This is a genomic window from Microbispora sp. H10830, assembly GCF_014161375.1.
GTDB classification, from domain to species: Bacteria; Actinomycetota; Actinomycetes; order Streptosporangiales; family Streptosporangiaceae; genus Microbispora; species Microbispora catharanthi.
This window is the reverse complement of the sequence record NZ_JABBWX010000011.1, coordinates 105,987-126,110: the sequence shown is the minus strand read 5'-3', so window position 1 is coordinate 126,110 and position 20,124 is coordinate 105,987. Positions and strand designations below refer to the sequence as shown.

General features: G+C 69.1%; 20 protein-coding genes. 7 read left to right on the top strand and 13 right to left on the bottom strand.

Annotated elements, in window-relative coordinates:
* Positions 1 to 41 precede the first annotated feature (41 nt).
* Complete coding sequence (locus HHX35_RS26525) at positions 42 to 416, bottom strand: hypothetical protein (protein WP_182901441.1); 375 nt, start codon at positions 414 to 416, stop codon at positions 42 to 44.
* A 64-nt stretch (positions 417 to 480) separates the two neighbouring features.
* On the opposite strand from HHX35_RS26525, the gene HHX35_RS26520 reads away from it, so the two are divergent.
* Entirely contained in the window at positions 481 to 930 is a 450-nt protein-coding gene (locus HHX35_RS26520; RefSeq protein ID WP_182901440.1) for a hypothetical protein, read from the top strand.
* A 45-nt stretch (positions 931 to 975) separates the two neighbouring features.
* Here HHX35_RS26520 and HHX35_RS26515 read toward each other — a convergent pair whose 3' ends face one another.
* A complete protein-coding gene (locus HHX35_RS26515) occupies positions 976 to 1,359 on the bottom strand; it encodes a hypothetical protein (RefSeq protein WP_182901439.1) in 384 nt (127 codons plus the stop codon).
* Positions 1,360 to 1,984: 625 nt separating this feature from the next.
* On the opposite strand from HHX35_RS26515, the gene HHX35_RS26510 reads away from it, so the two are divergent.
* Together HHX35_RS26510 and HHX35_RS26505 are read left to right on the top strand one after the other, a co-directional pair.
* Entirely contained in the window at positions 1,985 to 2,725 is a 741-nt protein-coding gene (locus HHX35_RS26510) for a VOC family protein (protein ID WP_259405421.1), read from the top strand.
* Positions 2,726 to 2,832: 107 nt separating this feature from the next.
* Positions 2,833 to 3,393: a TOPRIM nucleotidyl transferase/hydrolase domain-containing protein gene (locus tag HHX35_RS26505; protein WP_182901438.1), complete on the top strand. Its 561-nt coding sequence runs from the start codon at positions 2,833 to 2,835 to the stop codon at positions 3,391 to 3,393.
* A 528-nt stretch (positions 3,394 to 3,921) separates the two neighbouring features.
* Here the strand turns inward: HHX35_RS26505 and HHX35_RS26500 are convergent.
* The 4 genes from HHX35_RS26500 to HHX35_RS26485 all read right to left on the bottom strand — a co-directional run bounded on the left by HHX35_RS26500 (position 3,922) and on the right by HHX35_RS26485 (position 6,032).
* On the bottom strand, positions 3,922 to 4,503 hold the full coding sequence (locus HHX35_RS26500) for a dihydrofolate reductase family protein (RefSeq protein ID WP_182901437.1): 582 nt from the start codon (positions 4,501 to 4,503) through the stop codon (positions 3,922 to 3,924).
* A 65-nt stretch (positions 4,504 to 4,568) separates the two neighbouring features.
* Complete coding sequence (locus HHX35_RS44775) at positions 4,569 to 5,408, bottom strand: helix-turn-helix domain-containing protein (protein WP_220505911.1); 840 nt, start codon at positions 5,406 to 5,408, stop codon at positions 4,569 to 4,571.
* Positions 5,409 to 5,522: 114 nt separating this feature from the next.
* Complete coding sequence (locus HHX35_RS26490) at positions 5,523 to 5,705, bottom strand: Tn3 family transposase (protein ID WP_182901435.1); 183 nt, start codon at positions 5,703 to 5,705, stop codon at positions 5,523 to 5,525.
* A gap of 156 nt (positions 5,706 to 5,861) precedes the next feature.
* Positions 5,862 to 6,032, bottom strand: coding sequence for a hypothetical protein (locus HHX35_RS26485; RefSeq protein ID WP_182901434.1), 171 nt, complete (start codon positions 6,030 to 6,032; stop codon positions 5,862 to 5,864).
* A 301-nt stretch (positions 6,033 to 6,333) separates the two neighbouring features.
* On the opposite strand from HHX35_RS26485, the gene HHX35_RS26480 reads away from it, so the two are divergent.
* Positions 6,334 to 7,092 carry a cell wall metabolism sensor histidine kinase WalK gene (locus HHX35_RS26480; RefSeq protein WP_182901433.1) on the top strand — a complete coding sequence of 253 codons (759 nt, stop codon included), beginning with the start codon at positions 6,334 to 6,336 and terminating at the stop codon, positions 7,090 to 7,092.
* A 78-nt stretch (positions 7,093 to 7,170) separates the two neighbouring features.
* Here the strand turns inward: HHX35_RS26480 and HHX35_RS26475 are convergent, their stop codons facing one another.
* The 5 genes from HHX35_RS26475 to HHX35_RS44770 all read right to left on the bottom strand — a co-directional run bounded on the left by HHX35_RS26475 (position 7,171) and on the right by HHX35_RS44770 (position 11,729).
* On the bottom strand, positions 7,171 to 8,358 hold the full coding sequence (locus HHX35_RS26475) for a hypothetical protein (protein WP_182901432.1): 1,188 nt from the start codon (positions 8,356 to 8,358) through the stop codon (positions 7,171 to 7,173).
* A 26-nt stretch (positions 8,359 to 8,384) separates the two neighbouring features.
* Positions 8,385 to 9,536 (bottom strand): VWA domain-containing protein, encoded by a 1,152-nt coding sequence (locus tag HHX35_RS26470; protein WP_182901431.1) that lies wholly within the window; start codon positions 9,534 to 9,536, stop codon positions 8,385 to 8,387.
* On the bottom strand, positions 9,533 to 9,943 hold the full coding sequence (locus HHX35_RS26465) for a hypothetical protein (protein WP_182901430.1): 411 nt from the start codon (positions 9,941 to 9,943) through the stop codon (positions 9,533 to 9,535). The genes HHX35_RS26470 and HHX35_RS26465 overlap by 4 nt, the downstream gene beginning before the upstream one ends.
* 116 nt (positions 9,944 to 10,059) lie before the next feature.
* Complete coding sequence (locus HHX35_RS26460) at positions 10,060 to 11,007, bottom strand: LysR family transcriptional regulator (RefSeq protein WP_182901429.1); 948 nt, start codon at positions 11,005 to 11,007, stop codon at positions 10,060 to 10,062.
* A gap of 140 nt (positions 11,008 to 11,147) precedes the next feature.
* Positions 11,148 to 11,729 (bottom strand): TetR family transcriptional regulator, encoded by a 582-nt coding sequence (locus HHX35_RS44770; RefSeq protein WP_182901428.1) that lies wholly within the window; start codon positions 11,727 to 11,729, stop codon positions 11,148 to 11,150.
* Positions 11,730 to 11,812: 83 nt separating this feature from the next.
* Here HHX35_RS44770 and HHX35_RS26450 point away from each other — a divergent pair, with 83 nt between their 5' ends.
* A complete protein-coding gene (locus tag HHX35_RS26450) occupies positions 11,813 to 12,676 on the top strand; it encodes an SDR family oxidoreductase (RefSeq protein WP_182901427.1) in 864 nt (287 codons plus the stop codon).
* Positions 12,677 to 12,706: 30 nt separating this feature from the next.
* Here the strand turns inward: HHX35_RS26450 and HHX35_RS26445 are convergent, their stop codons facing one another.
* Both HHX35_RS26445 and HHX35_RS26440 read right to left on the bottom strand, forming a co-directional pair.
* Positions 12,707 to 13,447 (bottom strand): hypothetical protein, encoded by a 741-nt coding sequence (locus tag HHX35_RS26445; protein WP_182901426.1) that lies wholly within the window; start codon positions 13,445 to 13,447, stop codon positions 12,707 to 12,709.
* Between the two features lie 65 nt (positions 13,448 to 13,512).
* Entirely contained in the window at positions 13,513 to 14,496 is a 984-nt protein-coding gene (locus tag HHX35_RS26440; RefSeq protein WP_220505910.1) for a multicopper oxidase domain-containing protein, read from the bottom strand.
* Between the two features lie 802 nt (positions 14,497 to 15,298).
* On the opposite strand from HHX35_RS26440, the gene HHX35_RS26435 reads away from it, so the two are divergent.
* Positions 15,299 to 19,354 (top strand): ThuA domain-containing protein, encoded by a 4,056-nt coding sequence (locus HHX35_RS26435; RefSeq protein ID WP_182901424.1) that lies wholly within the window; start codon positions 15,299 to 15,301, stop codon positions 19,352 to 19,354.
* A gap of 110 nt (positions 19,355 to 19,464) precedes the next feature.
* Positions 19,465 to 20,124 (top strand): OmpL47-type beta-barrel domain-containing protein (locus HHX35_RS26430; RefSeq protein WP_220505909.1); only part of this gene is annotated, 660 nt, incomplete at its 3' end.

Sequence of the window (20,124 nt, the reverse complement as noted above, 5' to 3'; positions counted from 1 at the left end):
TCACCGGTTGTCGTATCCGGATCTCCAAGTCACAAGTGGTCTCATTCCTCGTCGCGGCCATGCAGGTAGTCCTCGAAGGTGGGGCGTCGATCCCTTCGGCGCGACAACACGATTGCGGCCACCAATGCGGCAGGGACCATCGCGAGCCTGAGCGCCCGGCGGCCCAGTCGACGGACCACCGTGAGCAGTTCCTTGAGCGACTGCCAAGGGTGTCTCAGGGCCATGACGGTCAACATGAAGGCCGCGCCGCCGAGGCTGATCCCCGAGAAGTCGTCGGGGTCGTCTCGCTCCTTCTCCCTTGTCACGGTGCGGAACTGAAGGTGCAGGGCAGGAGCTTGATGCTGCGGACCAATGGAATCCCCCCAAGTCCCCATGGACATCAGGGTCGCAATTGAGCCGAGATCGTGAGCGTACATCAGGGAGCTTCACGTGGCTCTCCACTGTGCGCGCCGGGCTTGTAGCCACGGGCATAATGTGCTGATGCTCCAAATCGATCGCGGCTACACGATCCAGGATTCGACGTGCGAATGCTGCGGCGAGCAGCGCCGGCAGTCCCGCGGTTTCGTACACAAGCAGGGAGTCGGCAAGTACGCGGTCTTCTTCGCGACCTGCTACCACCATCACGGCATCCATGAAGCGTGGATAGACGTAATCTTCGATGATCAGTGGGGCGCCGAGCACCTGGAAGTGCCCTGTGACCGGCGGGTCACCTTCGGTTGCAGAGTCGGGCCGGTCGAAAACAGCCCGCTCCCGGCCTGCACTCTCGTCAACGCAGCCGCCGTGGCTCCTGACGAACCTCTCTATGGGCGCAAACTGTCGCGAAATGAAGCTCTTTCACACCCGATGCTGAAGGAGTACTGGGAGGTGGTCGACCATATCCTCGAAGCGGAACAAATGCTCCGCAGTCATATTTACGGTCCGCAACCCTGATGCAGTGGGCACAGTGCTGGACCAGCGCGGCCTTCGCCGGATGCATCACGCTACGTCCCGATCGTGGTGGAAGACGTCATGTAGCCAGTGATCGAAGTACCTGCGTACAGCGTCGCTGTCCCGAGGGTTCAGGGCCAGCCATTCCCGGGCGGCCCGGACCATCTCGGCCTTGGCAAGGTCTTCCTCGGCCGGCTTGAGCTCCACCCAGTCCGTGAGATCACCCCACAGGTTGTACATACTGACCGCGTACTCGTACTCACCGCTGGTGATGACCTCGATCGTGTCCCCCATGAACTGCAGCCCCAGCTCGTAAAGGTCGTCTGCCTGAAGGAGCTGTCCCGCAGCCTGGAGGTGTCCACACCGCCGGTGCCCGCCGAGGCCATCGAGGCGGTCACCACCTGCCTGACCCGCATCGCCGTGGCCCGTCACGGATTCCTCCCGGTGATCCGCACCCTGTCCCGCCGCGAACGCGCCGCCGATCCGATCGCAGCGTTCTGAAGCCCTGTACTTCCGAGAACATCAGGCGTCAGAGCGCAACAGATCATTCAGCCGGAATCTCACCCGCCTCCCGAGCACGACCCGTCGCCCGGGTCTTGGGACCTGAACCAGGCTGTTTCGGCTGACTGCGTTCGCTGCGGTCCGGCCTGTAGGCCGGGGTTCGAATTCGGCACGCTCCCTACCGGCGACAACGGCGCACAACCTGTCGTCGATCTGGGAAACACTTCCGCTGGCGGCGCGGGCGGTGCGGCGGAGTGCCGGCGAACGAGACCGAGAGATCGGGACGGGGGCCGACGCCGTATGGGGACGCTCCGACTCGTCCACCTTCCGTCCCTCCAAGCCTTGTGCTCAGGCTTCCGGCACCCGCGCGAGCCCGCTCGGAGACTGGCCGTGGTAGCCCAGCCGGCCCGTCATGTGGATGCCGTGGGCGTCGGCCCTTCCACGCTTGCCGGCAAGCCTGCCGAAATTGGTTGGCGTGACGGGTCCCCGAGTGCCTAGCGTTGATTCCCCCCATGGGCGCGGAGGACGTGCCCTGTCTGCGGCTTTGTATCAGCGAATGGAGGTGCGGAGCGGAATGACATGTCACCTGGTCGCGCTCTGCTTCGATGCGCACGACCCGCTCCGTCTCGCGCGCTTCTGGGCCGGCGTCCTGGGCTGGGAGATGACCGAGGACCCCCAGGACGGCATCACGCTCCTGCCGAGCGATGACACCGGGTTCCGGATCCGATTTCTTCCTAGTCAGGAGCAGAAGACCGGCCAGAATCAGATGCACTTCGATCTGACGAGCACGTCCCTTGAGGACCAGCAGCAGACGGTGGCGAGGGCGCTCGGGCTCGGCGCCCGGCACATCGACATCGGTCAACGTCCGGACGAGGATCATGTCGTGCTCGCGGACCCCGAAGGCAACGAGTTCTGCGTCATCGGGCCGGACAATCAATTCCTCGCCGACTGCGGCTTCATCGGAGCGCTGGCATCCGACGGTTCGCAGGAGGTCGGGTACTTCTGGAGCAAAGCACTGGGCTGGCCGTTGGTCTGGGATCAGGACCAGGAGACCGCCATTCGCTCGCCGCACGGCGGTCCGAAGATCACCTGGGGCGGTCCGCCGCTCATGCCGAAGACCGGGAAGGAGCGGCTGCATTTCGACCTCGCTCCACCCGCCGACGGCGATCAGCAGGCGGAGGTCGACCGTCTCATCTCCCTCGGGGCGACGCGCATCGACATCGGTCAGGGCGAGGTCAGTTGGGTGGTCATGGCCGATCCCGACGGCCACGAGTTCTGTGTGCTGACCCCGCGATAGCGCTGACGCGGCGTCCAGATCCGGACCGTTGCTCCCGCCGATCGTAAGCCCCTGCAACACAGGAAAATGGGTACAAACGTCGCCGGATTCGGTGCAAGGCTGAGCGCGTGAACCAAACGCACACCGTGGTCCTTGTCGAGGGAATCAGTGACAAGTCGGCCATCAAGGCGTTGGCCGAGCGCCGGGGCCGGAACCTCGCGGCCGAAGGCATCTCCGTTGTGGCGATGGGCGGCGCCACGAACATCGGGGCGTACATCGGCAAGTTCGGCCCTCCCGGTCGCGATCTCCGGCTGACGGGTCTGTGCGACGCCGGCGAGGAAGGCGCCTTCCGGAGGGGTCTCGAGCGCGCCGGCTTCGGATCCGACCTCACCAGAAGCGATCTGGAGGCGCTCGGATTCTTCGTGTGCGTGGCCGATCTGGAAGACGAGCTGATCCGCGCCCTGGGCACCGCCACGGTCGAATGCGTCGTCGATGCCCAGGGCGAGCTCAGCTCGTTTCGCACACTGCAGAAGCAACCCACATGGCGCGAGCGCAGCACCCACGACCAGCTGCGCCGGTTCATGGGAGCAGGCAGCGGCCGGAAGATCCGCTACGCGGGCCCGCTCGTCGCGGCACTGGAGCCCGAACGTGTGCCGCGACCGCTGGACCTGCTGCTGGCCCACCTGTGAGGCTGCTCATGCAGGGGACGAGCCGACTGCCGGAGCGCTGCGCCAGGTCGAGGTGTGGATCGCATCGTCAACCTCCTGCGCGGCGCGTGACCCATTCGCCGCAACGCCGGGCTTGACCTTCCGTCACCGGCCCACCGTCCTGTGAACGGTGCCGGGGCGGACGCGTGGGATCAGGCCAGCGGATGCTGTGTGTGGTTGCGTCCACGGGAGTGGTGTAAGAGTTTCCGCTGGCAGAGGCGTGGCGTCATGAATCCCTGCTGGTGACGATCCGCCGGTAGCGGAGCACCGGGTGTGGGCATGTGCGGCGCCAGGACACCAGCCGCGCCGCCGAGCCGCGGGCCGCGAGCTGATGGTCAAGCTGATCGAGTCGCTCAGCGCCGGCGTCCCCATTGAACCTGCCGCAGGTGAGGTGCTGGGGCGGATCGGCGTCGGCTGCCCGACCAGGGACAGCGATGCGCGAATGCAGCCGGAGGCCCGATCTTGTGTCACCGTTCGCACTGGACTTCTTCGCGTACCCGCTCAGATCGGTCAACGGCGCACCCGATAGCGCAGGTGAAGCACCCGGTTGCCCTGAATCACCACGTCAGGATCCTCCAACAGGTGCTGCGCGTGGACCGACCCGAAGTAGCGCTTGCCGGACCCGAACACGACGGGTACGACGTCCATGCGCACCTCGTCGACCAGACCCGCGGCAAGCACCTGGCCACCGACGTCGCCGGCGGCGACCTCGATCAAGCGGTCACCCGCAAGCTCCTGCGCCTTGGCCATGGCTGCCTCGACGCCGTCGACGAAGTGAAACGGCGCCTCGGGGTCCCAGCCCTCGGGCTGCGGCCGGTGCGTCACGACGACCACGTGGTCGATCCCGCTCGGTGGCTTTCCGTCCCAGCCGTCCGTCAGGTCGAAGACGTGGCGGCCGACGATCGTGACTCCGATCTGGTCCCAGTACGTCCGGGTGTAGTCGTAGGACGTCTGCGACACCTTCAGCTCGCCGCTCTCGTCCAACGGGACGTCACCGCTGGACAACCAGTCGAACAGCGGTCCGGGCTGGTCATTCTCGTCCGCGACGAAGCCGTCCACCGACACCGAGCTGTACATGACCACCTTGCCCACGGGGCTCTCCTCTGCTTTGGGGTGCCCCAAATTAGCGTGTCGTGAGCTGTCGCTCTTGTAAGAAATCAATCGGCCGGCAGCGGCCAGCCGTCCATCACGTGGCCGGGATGTTCGCGCAGGAACCGCCGCCGGACTTCGACGTACCGGGTCGGCGTGAGCCCGGTGAACGCCCGGAACTCGTGGCCGAAGTGGGCCTGGTCGAAGTAGCCTGCGCCACTGGCGAGGTCGCCCCAGTCGATCGGTCCGGCGGGGTTGATCGCGAACACGGTGGCGGTGAAGCGGTAGGTGCGGGCCAGCCGCTTCGGCGTGACGCCGATCAGCTCCTTGAACCGCTGTGCCAGATGAGTGCCGCTGACACCGGCTGCCACGCTCAGGTCGCCGATCGCCGCCGCCCCGCTGGTCGCCGCGATGACGCTGCTCGTATGGCGGACCAGCCCCAGGCCGGCGGTCTCGCACAGCCGTCGCATCAGCTCCTGCTCGAGCAGCGTCAGCATCTCGTGCGGTCCGTCCGCCGTGGCCAGCCGGTCTCGCAGCTCAGCAATGGCGGGCCGGCCCCAAACCTGCTCTACTGTCACCGGCCGGTCACACAGCTCGGCCGCGGGCATCGGCAGGAACGGCGCCAGCCCCCACGGTTTGACGTGCACGCCGACGGACCGGGTCCGGGGTGGGTAGCCGAACTCCAAGGCGCGGGTGGGCATGGTGACCACGCAGCCGTCGGCGTACTCGGCCGTCTCGATGTCGGTGCCGGCGCGGATGCGGAACGGCGCCCCGAGGTTGACGATGAGCAACGCCGACGGCATCGGCGGCAGCGTCAGCCGGGGGTACGGCGGCGCACCCTCCAGGTAGTAAAGGTCGTCGATCAGCTCGTCCAGCGGCGGTCGCGGCACTCTGGACACGTACTCCACGACCACAGCATCGCCGCCACCGTGTTCGCGATCAACCTCGCCGGCATCGCGCCGACCTCGTCCAGCGCGGGGTCGAACACGTCCGGCGATCACGCCCTGGTTGCCGAACCGGGGTCAGGCGGAGAATCCGTTGTAGGCCTCGGCCTTGTTGGTGGCCGCGGTCACCCGTGCCCGCAGCCCCGAGTCGGCGAGGAATCGCAGCAGCGCCACGTTCCGCATCACGCTCCCGACATCCCGGAACGCCTTGTAGATCTGGCTCTTACGCGAGTTCGACGACAATCGGCGCTTCAGCGTCACCGAAGACACTTTGCATTGTGAAGAGCCGGAGGGGAGGGCCTATCGATAGTGACACGGCCGAAATTCGTCGAGGAGCCTTCACCCCGCGACTGGCTCCCGTTCTCGAGCAGGACGTTGGGGAGTTCGAACGTCGTCCCCGTGAGACGATCTGACCGTCTACGGCTCGCCCGGGAAGAACATCGGCCCCTCGCCCCACAGGGAATGCCACATCAGCGCCAGTGCGAAGAAAACGCCTGTCCCGATCGTGGCGCCCAGCAGGAGAGTCACCACGACCAGCTTCACCAGCGCGTGCGGAGAGCGCCGGGTTTGGCGCTGGGGAAGCGTCATATCAATAATCCTTCGTCACCAGTCCCGACTGGTCAATCCTGTTTTCGGAGGAGGTCCGGACCGCACATGGATTCGGCGGACGATGGGAGGGACGGCGACGCGGTTCTTGGATCTCGGCGATGTGCCGCGGCTCGAAGACCCGCAGGTATCGCAGAACCACATCCGCATTCCGTTTACTGACGTCTTCCGGCATGTCCGGGCCCTGCCGTACGGACCCTATTTCTGGTCGGAAACAAGTCGTAGATGCTGATTTTAGCTGTCCATGGGAATCGTCGTGGATGGGTCAGGGAATCTGGGAGACGTGACATCGCTCCGCCACCTCCGTGAATGTCTCGGCGAACTCGATGAGCTGGAGCGCAGCATCAAGCACGGCATCGACAGCATGTGCGGCAAGCTGTATCGGGCCATCGACTGGCAGCGGCGGTTCGAGGCCGACGTGTCGCACGAACTGCGCACCCCGATCGCGGGGCTGCGGGCACAGCTGGAGGAGGCCCGGCTGCATCCCAGCGAGATCGACGTGGACGACCTGCTCGAACGGGCGCTCAACGACGTGGAACGGCTGCAGGCGCTGGTCGACGACCTCTACCTGCTGGCTCAGCTTCAGGCCGCCGCCCAGCCGGCCGAGCCGTCCCTGCTGGACCTCGGGGATCTCGTGCAGAGCGAACTGGCCCGGCGCTCCGACAGGCTCGACGTGAAGGTGCAGGTCGTCCCCGGAGTTCTGGTGCGCGGTCTGGACGCGCGGCTCAGGCGAATGCTGTCCGAACTGCTCGACAACGCGCAGCGGCACGCCAAGACGGTCGTGTTCGTCCAGGTCCGGCGTACGGCCGATCTGGCGGAGCTCGTGGTGGCCGACGACGGCGACGGAATCGGGGAGGAGGATCGGGAACGGATCTTCGATCGCTTCACCCGCCTCGACGCCGCCCGCTCCCGCGACCGCGGCGGGACCGGCCTCGGCCTGGCCATCGTGCGGAACATCGCGTACGGCCACGAGGGCGAGGTACACGTGGAGCGGTCGCCGGCAGGTGGTGCGGTCTTCGTCGTCCGGCTCCCGCTGGCCTGACCGGTCGCCCAGGGCGGTCTGGAGCACGACGCGTCATACGGGGGGCTCAGCCGGGCTTCACAGCCCGGCTGAGGGGCCTCAGCCCTGCGGAGAGTCCACCGAGCCGTCCGCATAGGTGATTTCCGGCATCGGGGGCGACGACGCGCCGGTGAGCATCGCGCAGGTGACCATGCCGACCCCGCCCCCCGCCGGATCCTCGGTGGCCACGCAGGCCACCCGGGACGTGGTGGGGGTCTTCGCGGAGGTGTCGACCGGCCGGGACACGCGCTCGGCGTCCATGGTCACGGTGCAGGTCCGCGACTTCGGTCCCTCGTCGCAGCCGTACCAGTAGGGGGTGTTCATCGGCCGGTAGTTGGGATTGTTCTGGGCCCGCATCGGGTTGGGATCCGGGCCGTGGAGCTCGGCGGTGAGCCGGATCCGCTGCCCCTCGGCCAGCTTGAAGCGGCACTGCCGTCCGTCCGTGGAGGTCTCGTTGGTCTCCGCGGCGCAGCTCACCGGAGCGCCCGACACCTTCACACCCCACCCGGTGAGCATCACGACGGAGAAGTCGTACTGCTTCCTCTCCGTGCTCGGCTCGGGGGCCGGGGTGTCACCCGGGACCGTCACGTGGCTGGCACCGTCCGGGCCGGGGATGGTCAGCTTGTGCAGCACCGTGGTGAGATCCTCGGCGGACCTGGCGAACTGAGGTTTGGGTGCTCCGGTGGCGGCGGCCAGCTGCCTCAGACCGTCCTGCCGGCTCTTGGGCACCTGGTAGCCGACGAACCGGAACTCCAGGGTCAGCCCGGCGGCGGCGATCCTGTCCCGGATGGCTTTCCGCAGTGCGACCTGGTCCTCGGTGCATGCGTCCTCGCCATGGCCGGTCACCACGACGATCCGGTTGCTCTTCTTGCCACGGAACGGATAGAGGCCGGAGAAGTCGTCGATGGCCGCGAGGACGCCGTCCCCCAGGGTCGCCGCGCCGGACGGGGTGAGGGTGCGCGCCGCGGTGGCGATCCTGTCGCCCTGGCCCCGGCCGGTGGGCACGACCTCGGCGGTGGTGCCGGTGGCGCCGCAGGTGCCGCCGAACCGGCGCACCGAGAGCGCGTCGCCGTCTCCGGAGTTGCGGGCCGCGGAGCCTACGGCGGCGGCGATCGCGCCGAACCGGCCGGCCGGCCCGGCGGAGGCGTCCACCAGGAACGCGGTGCGGTAGTCGGGAACCAGCACGAACCAGACGTAGGCGCCCGCGCCCGCGACCACAGCGGCGACGGCGAGGAGCACCGCCACCACGCGACGGCCCCTCCTGCGCGGCCCGGTCATCGCGGGGCCTTCGGCAGAGTGAGCCGGAGCGCGGCGAGTGCTCTGTTCATGGCGTCCACCTCGTGGTTGTAGCGGTCGGCGATCGCGGTGTAGTCCGTGGGCGCGACGGTCCTCGACCGGGCGGCGTCGAGCAGGTCCCGGGCGGCGGGGACCAGTTCCTTCTGCAGGTCACGCAGGCCGATGGCTCTGCGCTGGATGTCCCGGGTGGCAGGGGTCCTCGCCCGGTCGGCGAGCACCTTGAGCTGCGCGTCGGCGTCGCCCGTCCCGGCCCGGTCGAGCTCGCGCTCGGCCACGTCGAGCCGGCCGGCGCCGATCGCGGCCACCGCGGCGTCGACCCGCTTCGCGGTGGGGTCGAGGATACGGATCACCTCGTAGGCGTTCGTCCGCACCGGTTCGGTGTTGGTGAGCCAGTCGAGGGCCACCCGCAGCTGCTCCGGGGTCTCGGTGAAGACAGGCTCCGGCGCGCCGACGGCCGAGGCGATCCGGCTGAGCCGGTCCCGCTGGTCGTCCGGCACCCGATAGCCGACCAGCCGAAACTGGATCTTCAGGCCGGCCGAGGCGATCCGCTGCCGGATCTCGTCCTCGGCGTACTGGGCGTCGCAGGCGTCCGCGCCGTGCCGGGTGACGACGACGACCCGGTTGACCTGGGTGGCGCGCAGGGGCCAGAACCCGGAGAAGTCGCCGGCCGCCTCGACGATGCCCTTCACCAGCGTCGGCCTGCCGCCCGCGGGCACCCGTCGCGCCGCGTCGGAGATCCGGCTCCGGTTGCCGGTGCCGAAGTCCACCAGCCGGGTGGTGTTGCCGTCCCGGCCGCACTCGCCGCCGAAGCTGCGCAGGCCCAGCGCGTCGTCGTCTCCGGAGTTGCCCACGGCGGTCTCCAGCGCCCCTGCGACGTCGGTGGCGTCCGCGCTGGCGTCGATGAGGAACTGGGTCTTGTACGCGGGGGACAGGGCCGGGATCAGCCAGTTCACCGTCGCCCAGCCGCCGCCGGCGATGAGGGCGGCCGCGGCGACGGCGAGGACCAGGGGTTTGAAGTCGACGGCCAGATGGATGATCAGGTCGCGGCCGGCCTGGAGGATCCAGCCCAGGCCGAAAACGCGCGCCTCCTGCCGTACCTCGTCAGGGCCGGTGTCCGTCTCCTGGCTCACCCCCGGCCGATCCGGATGTCGCGGCCCGCCTGGTTCACCCGGCCGAACCCGGAGACCGTGGCGTTCTGGTTGACGGTGGTCTGCCGGCCGGCCGGGGGCAGCAGCGGGGTGAGCTCCTCGTCCACGATCCGGCGCAGTTCCCGGGCGGCCTCGGGGTCGGCGGCCGCCAGCCGGCGCAGGCGTTGCCGCCACTCCACCACCAGGGCCTGTTCGGCCTGCTCGTCGCCCGCCTCCCGGGCGGCCAGCAGTTCCGTACGGGCCTCCGCGAGGTCGGCCTCGACCGCCGGCGCCTGCTCCGGGCGGGCGCGCCGCCACAGCGCGACGACGGCCCTGCGGCCGTCCTGCCACCCCTCGGTCGCCAGCACACCTACCAACGCGGAGGCCGCGGCCAGCGCGAGCGCGTCCATTGCACTCCCCCAGACGAGCGTGATCGACGGGCCTTCCGAGCCCCGGCTCAGGGACAGGATCGGCCGGGGTGGTGGCGGAGTCGAAGACGGGCTGCCTATGGGGGCATAGGCGACGGCTATGCCCGCAGGTCACCCAGGTCGGAGGAGGCGGGCACCTTACCCGGGGCGGAACGGGCCAGCCCGCGGACGGTCCGGGCCGCGAGCGAGCAGAACGCCTCGGCGAGCCCGCCCCGGTCCTCGCGCCGGCGGGCCGCGACGACCGTCGCCGGCGGCAGGCCGGTGAGCTCGATCATCCGCAGGCCCGTCGGCAGCGCGGTGTCCCTGTAGTTGTACGGAGCCGGGCACACCACCCGGTTCAGGCGCACGCTGAGCAGCACTTCCTCGGGGGTGGCGCCGGGCGCGCCGCGGTATCGGGGCGGCTCGTCGTTGCGCTGCTCGTCCATGGTCCACCAGCGCACCGCGCGGACCGGGACCTCGGCGTGCACCGGGGCGAAGGCCTGGCCGAGCACGTCTGTGAAGTGGACGGCGTCCACGTCCCACAGGTCGTGTCCAGTGGACACGGCGAGCCCCCGCGGTTCGTGGAGCACCGGCTCCCAGGCGAGGCGTTCCGGGTCCACGGGCATGAACATCAGCGCCACGTCGATCTCGCCGCGGATCAGCGGCCGGTCGAAGTCGACCAGGCCGAGCTGCCGGGGACTCACCTGCACCTCCGGGTAGGCCTCGGCGAACGCGGTGAGCACGGTGAGGTGAATCTCGCGCGGCATCGGCAGCGCCACGCCCACCCGCAGCGTGCCCTCCCGCAGGCCGGCCACGTACCGGGCGGTCGAGGCCGCCTCGTCCACGGCGTGCAGCACGCCGCGAATCCGCTCGTAGAAGGCGGCCCCGGCCGGGGTGAGCCGGGTCCCGGACGGGTCGCGGACCAGCAGCGGGGTGCCCACCTGGCGTTCCAGGTCCCGGATCTGCTGGCTGAGCGTCGGCTGCGACACGTGCAGGCGGGCGGCGGCCCGGGTGAAGCCGCCGTACTCGGCGACCGCCACGAAGTACCGGAAATGGCGCAGTTCCATGTGTCCGTCCCCGTGGCCGCTTGTCGGGAGGTACCCGATGTGGACGCTCATCCGGATGTCGTGGCGACGCGCCCCGGCGTTACAGAGAGTCGCCGGCCGATCGTGAAGTGGAGTCGTGCGCCCGCTGCTCTCGCCTTCGGTCAGGAGCCGGTCCGTGCGCCGGCGATCGCCGCCACCGCGTCGGCGATCTGGGCGCGCAGCGTGGCGGGGTCGGCGGCGAGTCCGGGGCTGAGTCGCGGGCCGAAGGGGCTCGCCGCCGACCAGGCGGTGGCGAGCGCCAGGATGGCCGTCAGCAGGAATTCCGGCGGGAAGCGCGCCTCCGGGGCGTCCGCGTCCCGCGCCGCCTCCATGGCCGACACCTTCGCACTCTGCGCCGCGTTGCGCAGGGCGACCTCGCCGGTCTCCTGTTCCAGGCCCGCCCATGCCATGAGCCGCATCAGGCCGGGCTGGGCCATCGCGAAGTCGAACACCCGCGCCGCGTATCCGGGCAGGTCGTCGGGGGTGAACCGCAACTCGTCGTAGACCCGTCGCAGGTTCTGCTCCAAGACGGTGGCGAACAGGGTCTCCTTGCTCTGGAAGTAGATGTAGAGCAGGTTCTTGTTGCAGCCGGCCGCCTTGGCGATGCGGTCGACGCGCGCCCCGGCGATGCCGTGGGCGGAGAACTCGTCCCGTGCCGCTTCGAGGATGCGTGCCTTGGTCGCCTCGGCGTTACCTGTCGCCACGGCGCCATCCTAGCGATTGACTAACCGGTTAGGTGAAGGCATAAGCTAACTAACGAGTTAGCTACAACAGAAGGGGCACGCTGATGGAAGCGCGTACATGGCTGATCACCGGAGTGAGCAGCGGCTTCGGCCGGGAGATGACGGAACGGCTCCTCCGGCGCGGCGACCGCGTCGCCGGGACGGTCCGGCGGATGGAGGCGATGGACGACCTGAAGGCGGAGTACGGCGACCGGCTGTGGCTCGCCCGCCTCGACCTGACCGACGGCCGTGCGATCGGGCAGGTCGTGGACCGGGCGTTCGCCGACCTCGGCAGGATCGACGTGGTCGTCAACAACGCCGGGTACGGCCTGTTCGGCGCGGCCGAGGAACTCACCGACGAGCAGATCGTCCACCAGATCGACACGAACCTGCTCGGCTCGATCCGGGTGGTCCGCGCCGCGCTGCCTCACCTACGCCGCCAGGGCGGCGGCCGCCTCATCCAGCTCTCCACGTACGGCGGTCAGGCCGCCAACGCGGGCGCGTCCCTGTATCACGCGAGCAAGTGGGGCATCGAGGGGTTCATGGAGTCGACGGCCAAGGACGCCGCCCCGTTCGGCATCGGCGTGACCATCGTCGAGCCGGGCAGCGTCCGCACGCGATTCCGTGACGGAGGCGCGAGGCTCGCCACGCCGATGAGCGCCTACGACGACAGCCCGGCCGCGCTTACCCGAGGCATCCGCAACCCGGCGCTGCCGTCCGTCGGCGACCTCGCGAAGACGGCCGCGGCGATTGTCGGCTGTGCGGACCTGGACCCCGCGCCCGTACGGGTCGCCCTGGGCAGCGACTCCTACACCCACATCCGCACAGCACTCACCGATCGGCTCGCGGAACTGGAGGCGGGACGGGACCTCGCCTTCTCCACCGACTCCGCCGACGCCGGTGCGGGCGCAGTGGCCGCGCGCCGCTGAATCGCGCGCACGCGAAGAGCCGGAGCCGGGTCAGGAGAATCGCTCGACGGTCACGGGGACCGGTCCCGCGTGGCGCATCGCCGTCGTCAACCGTCGCAGCAGCGGCCCGAGGGCCTGGCCGGACGCGGTCCCCAGGTGGGCGGTGAGGTCGAGGCAGCAGGCGACACCGGGCCCGATCCGGCGCACCTCCCAGGTGAAGACGTCCGGGTCCGTTCGCAGTTCACCCGAGCCGATGACCCGGGTCCGCGGGTCGCCGGTCTCCCCGGCGAGCGTCACCACGTCCGCGAGGCGGGAAAGGTGCGGCTCACCGGCGAACAGGACGCGGTAGACCCGCGTGTCGTGGAACCCGCCGGGGACCCGGGGCGGGCTGAGACGCAGGGGAGGCGAGTCCGGCAGAGGCTGGTGGTCGTGGAACAGCGCCCGCAGCCGCGTCTCGCCGGGCAGTTCGCCCCCGCCGAGACCGCGGTACGCGGCCTCGGCATCGAGGCGGCTCACCGCGCGGGCCCGGGAGCGCAGTCCGGGGTCCTCGCGCATCGCACGCCCGAAGGCCGCGGAACTCCACCAGACGCCGTCGGCCGCGGTCCATCCGGCGGTGTCCAGGCCGACGGTCCTGAAGTCGCCGGTGAGCGCGAACTCCTCGACGACGATTCCCTCGGCCGGGGCGTCGTCCGTGCCCGCAGCCGAGGTGATCAGGTAGTAGTCGAGAGCCGCCTGCGATTCGGACTCGGCGGTGACCGCCGCCCGCCCGCGCCCGCGCGTGTCGCTGGTCATGGGCGCACCCTACTGACTCTGATCGCGGGTGGCCCGCCCGGCGTACGCGGGGGAGCGGGGCGGGATCAGTCGTGCGACATGGAGCTCATGTCCGAGCCGCTGCCGGAGCTCATGCCGCCCATGTCGTGGCCGGGTACGTTCCCGTTCTCGTCGGCCACCATGAACACTCCGGCCATCCCCATGTCCGAGTGGCTCTGGACGTGGCAGTGGTACATCCAGGCCCCGGGACCGACGCGCTCTCCGGCGATCACCTGGAAGCCGAACGACTCGGCCGGCCCGGTGATCTTGGTGTCGATGATCCGGGTCTGGTCCTGCGGGTTGTCCAGCAGACCGGTGCGGTTGTCCGCCCAGCGGTGCCCGTGCAGGTGCCAGGTGTGGAAGAAGTTCCCGTGGGTGACCACGATGAACTCCACGCGCTCGCCGATCTTCGCCATGAAGTGCGGGGCCTCACCGGCCTTGGCGTTGTTGACCGTCATGTCGTTGAAGAAGACGACGGCCTGCTTGTCCGGGAGGATGTCGCCCTTCCGGCGGACCACCAGCGCGCCGTAGAGCCCTCTGCTGATGCCGCCGGTGCCGTGGTCGGTCCCGACGACGTGGTCGTGGTAGTGCCAGTAGCCGGCGCTGCCGGGCTCGATGGTGCCGCCGGGGCGGCGGCCCGGCGCGTGGGTGCGCCAGACGTAGGTGCGCCGGCCTCCCGGCTCCACCACGCTGTCGCTCATCCTCGTGCCGTCGCTGGTGAACTCGTAGTCCACACCGTGCACGTGCAGGCTGGCGGTGACGTCGGTGTTGTTGACCAGCTCGATCTCGAGGGTCTCGCCTTCGACCATCTCGATGAGCGGGCCGGGGATCGTGGCCTTGCCGGGCTCCAGGCCGTATCCCAGCAGATTGTTCGGCAACTTCTCCGCGTAGAGGGTCATGCGGCGGACGTCGTCTCTCCCGGGCTTGCCCGTGACCTTGTCGGACGGCGCCGCGTTGGCCTCGCCCGCCCCGACCAGCGGTGCGAACGCGGCGGCCGTCGCGGCCGTGGTGAAGGCGCGCCGGGAGAACATGCCTCGCGTCGTACCCCTGCCTACCTCGGTCATGGTTCCCCAATCCGGTCATGACGCCTCACTGCCGTGAGGCTTTCGACGCCGTTGATAAGGCTTTTGATGGAAGTAGGCGATAGTTCTGCCAAAAAGTCAAGAAGTCAGTGTGTAAGCAAGAGAACTTTGTCACAGGACTGGATGAAGTGCGGTGAGGCTGCTACGTTGAGCCCAAACCGCCCACTTGACGCAACCGGAACTGTCGCAGTCCGCACCGTCTCCTGGGCATCACCTGGCCCTCGTCCACCCGCATACGCAACCATCCGCGACTCTCGGAAAGGCTCAGCGGTGCTTCGGCGACACCCCCCACGGCCGACATCCGCCCTGCACGGCCCGCCCTCTCATATCCCGGCGGACCTGCGGCTCGGACATGCCGGACCACGCTCCGGCGGCGCTGCCGCCGGGCGTCGCCGGCTCGGCGGCGCCCCGGTCTGAGACCGGGAAGACCCCTTCATTTCGGTCGCCGTCCCGACGGGACGGCCGCCTACCGCCGCACGCGATCCGTCCCCAGCGCCCGTGACGACGGGCTCCGCGGCGATCGCCCGCAGAACAGCGCGACGAACGGCGATGCCGCACGTCCGCGACGGCCCGAACCGCCCTGACCGCGTCACCGCGATGCCGGGATCAGGGATCAACCGGCGAGCGAGAGGAGAAGGAGACCGGCAAACCCTCGTGCCTCCCGGCATCTGCGTGCCCGGTCGCCGCCATGGCCGACCGCACGACCTCCGCAAGGTGCTGATCCAACCCCCCGAACCTGAAGGAGCGAACGATGGGTCGCAGAGACCTGCTCGTACACCCTCGGCCACCCGCCTGGCGCCGCGCTCTGATCACGGCGTCGAGCGCCGCCCTGACGCTGGGACTGGCGACGGTCCCCGCCGCGCAGGCGCAGGCCGCACCGGCCCTCCCCGCCGCGCAACTGCAGGCCCAGGCCAAGCCCAACCCTCCAGAACCAGACGCCGACAAACCCGATAAGCCTGATACGGATGGCAAGTCGGTCGGTGTGCTGGTGTTCCACGGCCCCGCCAAGGAACAGAGCGACCCGGTCGAGAAGGCCGCCGACTCGATCAAGGACCTGGGCAAGGACAACGGTTTCTCCGTCGAGGTGTCCGAGGACCCGGCGGTGTTCACCTCCAGCAACCTGGCGCGCTATCGCGGCGTGGTGTTCCTGTCCGCCAAGGGCGTGACGCTGAACGCCGCCCAGGAGGCCGCCTTCCAGGCGTACATCCGGGACGGCGGCGGGTTCGTCGGCGTCCACGACGCCGTACGCGCGCAGCCCGACTCGTCCTGGTTCACCGACCTGGTCGGCACCCGCCCCGCCGGCAGCCTGCCCCCGGCCGAGAAGGTCGTGGAGATCACGGCGAACGGGGACAACCCGCCGAACGAGACCAAAGAGAAGCTGGTCGACGGGAACAACAACAGCAAGTGGCTGACGTTCAACCCGACCGGCTGGGTCTCGCTGAAGCTGGAGCAGCCGAAGGCGATCGCCCACTACGCGCTGACCTCGGCCAACGACTTCCCCGGCCGTGACCCCAAGGACTGGACGCTGCAGGGCTCCCAGGACGGGAAGAGCTGGACGGACCTGGACAAGCGGACCGGGGAGACCTTCCCCTCGCGGTTCCAGACCAAGGAATACAAGTTCACCAACGGCACGGCGTACGCGTACTACCGGCTGAACATCACGGCGAACAGCGGTGAGCCCCTCATCCAGCTGGCCGAGCTGCGCCTGTTCGGTCCCGACGCCGGGCCTCCGCCGGACAGCCAGGTGCAGAAGGCCACGGTGGACTTCACCGACAGGCAGCACCCGGCGAACAAGGGCCTGCCGTTCAACACGACGCGGTCCGACAAGTGGATGAACTGGAGCCCGAGCCCGCTGGGCAAGGTCCAGACGGTCGCGCAGGTCGAGGAGTGGACCTACAAGGCGGGCCTGAACGGCAACGGCGCCTTCCACCCGATCTCGTGGTGCCGCGACTACGACGGCGGCCGGTCGTTCTACACCGGCATGGGCGGCACCGAGGACAGCTACACCAAGGACGAGCAGTTCAAGAGCCACCTCGGCGGCGCGATCAAGTGGGCGGCCGGCCTGGTCCGCGGCGACTGCCAGGCGACCATCGCGTCCAACTACAAGACCGAGCGGCTGACCGCGCAGAACCAGTCGGGCCAGCTCGACCAGATCGGCGAGCCGCACGGCCTCACCGTCGCCCCCGACGGCAAGGTCTTCTACGTCGGCAAGGCGGCCTGCCCCAGCGGCCCGATCGCCGACTGGAACAACCCGAAGGTCGGCCTCGGCTGCGGCACCATCCACCAGTGGGACCCGAAGACCAAGCAGGTCAAGCTCCTCACCACCCTCGCCGTCATGGGCAACCGCGGCAGCGGCGACGAGCTGGTGAAGAACGAGGAGGGTCTCCTCGGCATCGTGCCCGACCCCAAGTTCCAGGAGAACGGCTGGCTGTACGTCTACTGGATGCCGCACGAGTCGATCGACAGGGACAAGCGGATCGGCAAGCGGACGATCTCCCGGTTCACCTACGACTCCGCCACCCAGACGATCGACCAGAAGACCCGCAAGGACCTGCTGCAGTGGGACACCCAGATCCACAGCTGCTGCCACGCGGGTGGCGGCATGGCCTTCGACAAGGAGGGGAACCTCTACGTCGGTTCCGGTGACAGCAACTCCTCCGGCGGCTCGAGCGGTTACTCCGGGAACAACTGGACGCAGGACTACAAGGGCACCTCGTTCCAGGACGCCCGCCGCACCGCCGGCAACACCAACGACCTGAACGGCAAGATCATCCGTATCCACCCGGAGGCCGACGGGACGTACACGATCCCGAAGGGCAACCTGTTCACGGGTAAGGAAGAGGGCGGCGGCAAGACCCGCCCGGAGATCTACGTGATGGGTGTTCGCAACATCGCGCGGATCCAGTGGGACAACGTGAACGACTGGCTGACCGCCGGATGGGTCGGTCCCGACGCGGGCGGCCCGAGCGAGATCTGGGGTCCGGCGAAGTACGAGACCGCGACGATCCTCACGTCCGCGGGCAACCAGGGCTGGCCCTACTGCATGGGCAACAAGCAGCCCTACCGCGACCGCAGCAACGTCGACGCCAACCAGCCCGCCGACTGGTACAACTGCGACAACCTGAAGAACACCTCGCCGCGCAACACCGGCCTGGTCGACATCCCGCCGGCCCGCGACAACATGATCTGGTACTCGCCGCAGGGCGGCGGCCCGGTCTACCCGAAGCGGACCGACGGCAGCGGCCTGCCGACCTACAAGCTGGGCGACGAGACCTTCACCCAGCCCTACCTCTCCGGCGGCGGCCAGGCGGTCATGTCCGGGCCGACCTACCACCGCTCCGAGGTCGACACCGACAGCGGTGTCGCGTGGCCCGCGTACTGGGACGACAAGTGGTTCATCGGTGACGAGTCCAACGCGAACAACCGGGTCGCCGTCACCGTCGACCCGAAGGGCGTCAAGGACGCGAAGCCGCCCGTCTTCGCCGAGGACCTGCGCTCCATCATCCAGCCCGGCGGCGGCGCCACCCAGCTGCAGTCGTGGATGGACGCCAAGTTCGGCAAGGACGGCGCGCTGTACATGCTGGACTACGCCGGTGGCTTCTTCAGCCTGCACCCCAACCAGAAGCTGATCCGCATCACCTACCAGGGTGGTCCTGCGACGCCGAACCCGAGCCTGGCCACGGTGCGCCCGGAGCGGCAGAGCACGCCGAAGACGGTGGTGTTCTCCCACACCAGGGCCGGCGGCGTGAAGTGGGAGTGGGACTTCGGTGACGGCAGCAAGCCGTCGACCGAGGCCGACCCGACGCACACCTACAAGGACTTCGGCACCTACAAGGCCAAGCTGAAGGTCACCTACGCCGACGGTGAGGTGGCGACCGGCGAGGTCACCGTCGAGATCGGCTGCCCGGCGCCCGACGCCCGGCCGACGGTCCGGCTGCTCGACACCGACACCGGCGTGGCCAACCGCGTCGTCGCCGGCGGCTGCACGATCAACGACCTGATCGACGACGAGCGCACGTGGTCGAACCACGGCGAGTTCGTCAGCCACGTCAACAACCAGGTGAACGAGTTCCGCAAGGCCGGCGTCATCGACAACCGCGAGGCCACCACGCTGAGCAAGGCGGCGGCGCAGTCCGAGATCGGCAAGACGAACGGCTACGAGACCGTCTTCGACGGGACCGCGCAGTCCCTGCAGGGGTGGTCGCAGGCTCCGACCGGCCAGTTCATCCTGCAGCAGGACGGCACCCTCCGCACCTCGGGCGGTATGGGCATGCTGTGGTACTCCGCCAAGGCGTACGCCGACTTCTCGGTGCGGCTGCAGTTCCGTGACGTCGCGCCCGGCACGGCTCGGGCCAACACCGGCGTGTTCGTCCGGTTCCCCGACCCGCGGACCCCGCTGGACCAGCGTCCGGCCGGGAGCTGCGGCACGGTCGGATCGGCCCGCACGTCGGAGGCGTGGGTCGCGGTCTACTGCGGCCACGAGATCCAGATCTACGACGGCGACACGGGCGAGCCGCAGAAGACGGGCTCGATCTACAACTTCCAGCCGAACACCATGGACAAGGCGGGGGCGACCCCGAAGGGCCAGTGGAACGACTACGAGGTCCGGGTGGTCGGGCAGCACTACACGATCATCCGCAATGGCGTCGTGATCAACGAGTTCGACAACACCCCGGGCAAGTCGTCGTCCCGCGGCGGCGACCCCGCCACGGACCTGCGTCAGTTCGTCAGCGGGTTCATCGGGCTGCAGAACCACAGCAACACCGACCTGGCGGAATTCCGCAACGTACGCGTGCGGGAGCTCTGACCCGGTAGCCGGGCGGGGGGAGTCCCCCCGCCCGGCCCTCACCCCATGACCTCAGGCGGACGGACGCCGTTCGTCCGCCCACATGCACGTTCTGTGAGGTGCGACCTCAGATGCAGTTATTGACAGGAAGGCTACGCGGGGCGCTACGCGCCGCCGTGGCCGTGGTGCTGTTGTGCGTGGCGCTGCCGGCGCTGTGGCTGTCGCCGGCCGAGGCCGCCGCGCCGCAGCCCGAGGCGCGGCAACAGGTCAGCCAGGCGGCGGCGCAGGTGCTCACCTGGACCGCCGACAACAGCATGACCGCGTACAAGGACGCGCCGACCACGGCGGTCGCGGGACCCACGACGATCGTCTTCGAGAACAGCATGGCGACCGGCAGCACGTTCGGGATGACGCACACGCTGACCTTCGACACGACGACGCCCGGATACAACCACGACGTCACCGTCAACATCATCGCGAGCCCGTACGACGCGGACGGCGGCCGGCACGAGGTCCAGGTGAACCTCACCCCCGGCACGTACCGCTTCTTCTGCGCGATCCCCGGTCACCAGATGGTCGGCGAGCTCGTGGTCACCTCCGGTGGCCCCACCGACACGACCGCGCCGCAGGTCTCCGCCAACGTGTCGGGCGAGAAGGACGCGGACGGCAACTACGTCGGTTCCGCGACGGTGACGGTCTCGGCGAGTGACACCGAGTCGGGTGTGGACAGGGTGGAGTACGCGCTGGACAACGGGGCGTTCACCACGTACTCGGCTCCGGTGTCGGTGAAC